Here is a 4,699-nt window from a genome sequence, read left to right as displayed (position 1 = left end):
CATGAACCGCCGTATACCGAACGGTACGTACGGTGGTGTGAGAGGACGGGGGCTAGTCGCCCCCTCCTACTCGATTAGGATACCATGACCAAATCATAATCAATACAGAAAATGGTTTAAAAGTCATTGTATCGCCACCACACCGTTAGATGTACTGTGCAAAATGTTATACTAAACCCATTTTTCCCCATGTATGCTGAAGAATAAAAAGAACATGGTCTAGGGGAGGAGAGATAGAGTATGAGACAAGCGCTTGCTGTAGTGCTAAGCCTTCTGCTCATGGTATCACTAGCAGGCTGCACTTCGGACGGTTATACGACTATTGGGTCTAGTGGGAACAATACCAATACGATGATGTCGATGTCGTACAAGTTTTTCGATGGTCATAAAGGCAAGACGATTACAGTTAAGGGACCTACTGATGTATCTGTGGAAGTCGAATCGATCAAGGGCAAACTCAATATCTCGATCGAGGATGAGGATGGAGAGTATGCCTATCAAGGGACGGATATTCCAACTTCAGATTTTCAGGTTCATCTGGATCAGCAAGGGAAGTACAAGCTAAGTATTGATGCCGAAGATCATGAGGGAAGCTATCATATTTCCTGGAAAATGAAGGATCGGAAGTAGCGTTTGATGCATTCTGCCTAGGTACGCAAGATCATTTCAATCATAGAATGCATGTTCGCCCAAGTTCGCGCATAGGATTGTACCAATATGCAAATGCGGGAGATGGGGCGATCGTATGGAAGGGATTATTAAAGGGATGTTGGATAAGCTTCCGCCGTGGTCGTATCAGATGTTTGCGATCGTTATATGCGCGGGGCTTATCTTTTATTTTGTTCGGACGTTATATATTAATAAAAAATTCAGCGATATGGTCACTGACATCATGAAGCGGGATGATCGGATGCAGACGTATCAAGATAAGGTGGATAAGCTGCAAGTCTCTCGTCAGGAGAGTGAGCACAGCTCGCAGCAGATGCTGTCAGCGCTGCGGAATCTGAGGACGTTCATGGATACGCTGAACGATCTGCGGCAGACCGACGATTGCTACGTCGTGCTGACGGAGACGGGATTCCTGATGCAGCGCATGCTTGATATGCTGGCCATCGATATGAAGCTGAAGCCGGGAGGGCATCACCGCTGCGGCATATGGCTTCACGGCGATGCGATGCTGACGATGCGCTTCGCATCGGCGGGCTTTCCGAAGCACTATGTGGGAGAGCGCATGCTGCATGTAGACCGCTCGGTAGCAGGGCGGTCGTATCGCAAGCAAGCGATCGTCCACAGCACAGAAGTGCGGAGGGATGAGGACTGGGAGCTGAATCCCGACTCCAAGAGTCCATACCAGACACTGCTGTGCATGCCGCTCAGCGACTACGGCGTGCTCACGATAGATGGGATGGAGCCATTTCCAGAAGCGGGCAGAGCGATCGGCGAGATGTATGCCGCATTCGTAACAGGTGTGCTGACAGAGCATACGAAGGCATTTCAACATTGGGCCAAGAGTGTGAGCGAAGGCAACCCCGCCTTAGGCATAGCCCAGCAGCTATAGTATATATCATGCAAGTAAGTATTTGCCATAAATATCCTCCGCTGTTATGATAGGAACATATGTTCAATACAGGTAAGCAGCAGAAAGGGGGAGAGCCTGAATGTGGTCCAACCGAAATGTATGGATTATACTGGCTGGGGAGTTCGTAGCGGGTCTTGGCATGTGGACGTCTATTATCGCTAATCTGGAATTTATGCAGCAGCAGGTTCCTTCTGATTTTATGAAATCGCTTGTCTTATTCACCGGCTTGCTCGCAGGGGTCATCATGGCGCCTTATGCAGGCAAAGTTGTGGATATGTATCCGAAGAAAAAGGTGCTCATTTACTCCGGCATCGGGAGATTGTTCAGCGTGTGCTTTATGTTCGCAGCGATAGCCAATGATTCGATCTTCTGGATGATCGTATTCGTCATCGCGCTGCAGGTGTCGCTTTCCTTCATGTTTCCTGCCTTACAGGCGCTCATTCCGCGAATTGTACCTTCCGAGCAATTGATCTCCCTGAACGGAGTGTTTATGAATGCGTCGACCATCGCGCGCATCATCGGTACATCGCTTGCAGGGACATTATTAATTGTCATGAGCATTAGCATGCTGTATGTCGCGTCATTTGTCGCCTATGCCTTGTTGCTGCTTAGTACGCTGCTGTTGAAGGTGAATGAGGAAGAGCAGAAGCCGCAGTTGAAGCAGAAGGAAAAGGCATCGTTCAAAGAAATGATCCCCATGCTAAAGAGCATGCCGTTTGCAGTGATGGTGCTAGTTTTATCTTTCATTCCGGCCTTGTTTATTGGTTCATTCAATCTGATGGTCATCAACATCAGTGAACTTCAGGAAAGCGCTCAGATCAAGGGTTACTTATATACGGCTGAGGGTGTGTGCTTTATCTTAGCGGCATTTTTCGTGAAGCGTATCGCTGGACGAGGCAGTCTGCTGAAGAAATTGTTCTTCTACGGGTTCCTGATCGCCATATCGCAATTAATCTTGTTCTTTGCTGATGTACCGCTGGTATCCATTCTGGCATTCGGGCTGTTTGGCTTCGCGGCGGGCTGCTTCTTCCCGTTGATTTCGACGTTCTTCCAGACCAATATTCCGCAGGAGATGCATGGCCGATTCTTCTCCTTCCGCGGCATGCTGGACCGAGTGCTCATGCAAGTTGTGCTGCTGTCAACAGGTCTGCTGCTCGATACAATCGGACTGCAATATATGGTAGTGGTATTCGGTACGATATCCGTCCTCTTCGTTATAAATGCTATGGCATATGCGCGCAGAAATGGCGTTAGAGAGCAGAACCAGGAAACGGGAACAACTGCTTCGGTATCCTAATGAAGCTCTAACTCGATTGCAATGCACGTCATAGATAGGACACACATAACCAGCAAGACGAATAAGACCGTCTCCAGCGCAATAAAGCGCATGGGGGCGGTCTATCGCTGTTACATTAACAGAACGATGACGAGCAGCTCGAACAATACAAGCGGCAGGATGACATTGTTGTAATAGCTGTTATAGCCGCGATACATAGGGTACATCGAGTTCAGAGGAGACATCGCATTTTCATTACTGGTACAGCTGCAGGGCTGCTGACAATATATAGCCTGTGCATAAGCTGAAGTATACGCGTCAGTAGAAGAATGGCTTGGATAAGTCGTCGTACCCGTTAAATATGGCATGGGTTCTGGCTCTGTTGTCATGCTGATATATAGATGGCATTTATCTATACCAGCGATCATTCCTTCATAAGTTGTGCCGTCCTGCATCATGACTTGAACGTGTTGATTCATATAAGGTTGAACCGCTCGCTTTACGTTGTCACTTATCGTTTGCAACTGAGACATCAGCATCTTATCGCCTTGGTACAGCACAGGCTTATGCATGGTCTGATGATCATTAGTGGACATCGGATATTTCCTCCATTGCAGGAATTTATTACATCGTATGCGAGAGCCTAAAGATGGGTTCAGTTGTGTCATATGTATGCAGATACAGCAGATAATTTGTGTATAATAAGACATAATTGTTAGAGCAGAGATAGAGGTGTAGAGAACATATGGATATCGTATTAGGAGTAACTGCTGTAGTCGCACTATTATTAATCATAATTATCGCTGCAAGCTTCTATTTTTACAGATTAGCCATTCATCGAACGAGCAAGCCTTTTTTGGCTGGCAATACAGATACGGAGCAGCCTGATCCTTATGTAAAAGAGGCGGCATGCAATCAGGCTTGGCTTGCTGAACATGAGCTTGAGCATTTGACGATTCAGAGCGATGATGGCTTAGCGCTGCATGGCGTGTTCATCAAGTCAAAGAAGCCAACGAATCAAACGGCTATTCTCGTTCATGGGTACTCAGGCAGAGGACTTGATATGGTTGCATACGCGTGTATCTATTACGATAAGCTAGGTATGAACGTGCTGATGCCCGATAACCGGGGACATGGGCAGAGCGAAGGCAATTATATCGGTTTCGGATGGCATGATCGCAAGGATATTATGAAGTGGATCGATGAGGTTATCGCTCGAACAGGACCGGATGCGGAGATAGCACTGCACGGGGTATCGATGGGTGGAGCAACCGTGCTGATGGTGAGCGGTGAGGAACTGCCTTCGAATGTGAAGGTCATTGTGTCGGATTGTGCATATACTTCAGTCGAAGAGCAGCTAACCTTCCAGCTCAAGCAGATGTATAAGCTTCCGAGCTTTCCATTGCTGCAGACTACGAGCTTAGTGTCGCAATTGCGAGCGGGATATAGCTTCAAGGAGGCTAATGCGCTTAAGCAGGTGCAGCGTGCCAAGGTGCCGATACTATTTATACACGGAGATGCGGACACATTTGTACCGACCGAGATGGTGTATCCGCTATATGAGCAATGCAGCAGCGAAAAAGAAATATGGCTCGTGCCGACAGCCGCGCACGCTTTAGCCAGAATCACGGATCCGAAAGGCTATGAGAAGAAGGTAAGCGGATTTGTAGGACGCATAATGGGGATTGAAGCGGGAACAAGCTAACAATATGCGTAGTTGAATAACATGAAGAAGAGCTGTGGGAGAAGAGACTTCTCCCACAGCTCTTTAGTGCGCCCAGCATGGGCGCTATCTATAGGGTTCAAGTCCCGAACAGCGAAGGCAGTAGTAGCTGTAGCTTAAG

General features: G+C 47.8%; 5 protein-coding genes. 4 read left to right on the top strand and 1 reads right to left on the bottom strand.

Features of this window, described 5'->3' with window-relative positions; translation table 11 throughout:
• Positions 1-240 precede the first annotated feature (240 nt).
• The 3 genes from AC3WTP_RS23195 (at position 241) to AC3WTP_RS23185 (ending at position 2,876) form a co-directional block, all read left to right on the top strand.
• Positions 241-630 carry a hypothetical protein gene (locus tag AC3WTP_RS23195; RefSeq protein WP_492396991.1) on the top strand — a complete coding sequence of 130 codons (390 nt, stop codon included), beginning with the start codon at positions 241-243 and terminating at the stop codon, positions 628-630.
• Positions 631-745: 115 nt separating this feature from the next.
• Positions 746-1,558: a GAF domain-containing protein gene (locus tag AC3WTP_RS23190; protein WP_492396990.1), complete on the top strand. Its 813-nt coding sequence runs from the start codon at positions 746-748 to the stop codon at positions 1,556-1,558.
• Between the two features lie 100 nt (positions 1,559-1,658).
• The gene (locus AC3WTP_RS23185; RefSeq protein WP_492396989.1) at positions 1,659-2,876 is read left to right on the top strand and encodes an MFS transporter; all 1,218 of its coding nucleotides are present in this window, start codon (positions 1,659-1,661) and stop codon (positions 2,874-2,876) included.
• Positions 2,877-2,986: 110 nt separating this feature from the next.
• On the opposite strand, the gene AC3WTP_RS23180 is transcribed toward AC3WTP_RS23185, so the two are convergent.
• Positions 2,987-3,451 (bottom strand): hypothetical protein, encoded by a 465-nt coding sequence (locus AC3WTP_RS23180; RefSeq protein WP_492396988.1) that lies wholly within the window; start codon positions 3,449-3,451, stop codon positions 2,987-2,989.
• 149 nt (positions 3,452-3,600) lie between these two features.
• On the opposite strand from AC3WTP_RS23180, the gene AC3WTP_RS23175 reads away from it, so the two are divergent.
• Entirely contained in the window at positions 3,601-4,560 is a 960-nt protein-coding gene (locus tag AC3WTP_RS23175) for an alpha/beta hydrolase (RefSeq protein WP_492396987.1), read from the top strand.
• The last annotated feature ends 139 nt before the right edge of the window (positions 4,561-4,699 follow it).

This window comes from Paenibacillus sp. EB106-04-04-XG159 (assembly GCF_058791835.1).
This window is presented reverse-complemented; position numbering and strand designations above follow the sequence as displayed.

Excerpts from the sequence above, each read along its gene's own strand:
- AC3WTP_RS23195 (WP_492396991.1), top strand. The coding sequence starts at position 241 with ATGAGACAAGCGCTTGCTGTAGTGCTAAGCCTTCTGCTCATGGTATCA.
- AC3WTP_RS23190 (WP_492396990.1), top strand. The coding sequence starts at position 746 with ATGGAAGGGATTATTAAAGGGATGTTGGATAAGCTTCCGCCGTGGTCG.
- AC3WTP_RS23185 (WP_492396989.1), top strand. The coding sequence starts at position 1,659 with ATGTGGTCCAACCGAAATGTATGGATTATACTGGCTGGGGAGTTCGTA.
- AC3WTP_RS23180 (WP_492396988.1), bottom strand. The coding sequence starts at position 3,451 with ATGTCCACTAATGATCATCAGACCATGCATAAGCCTGTGCTGTACCAA.
- AC3WTP_RS23175 (WP_492396987.1), top strand. The coding sequence starts at position 3,601 with ATGGATATCGTATTAGGAGTAACTGCTGTAGTCGCACTATTATTAATC.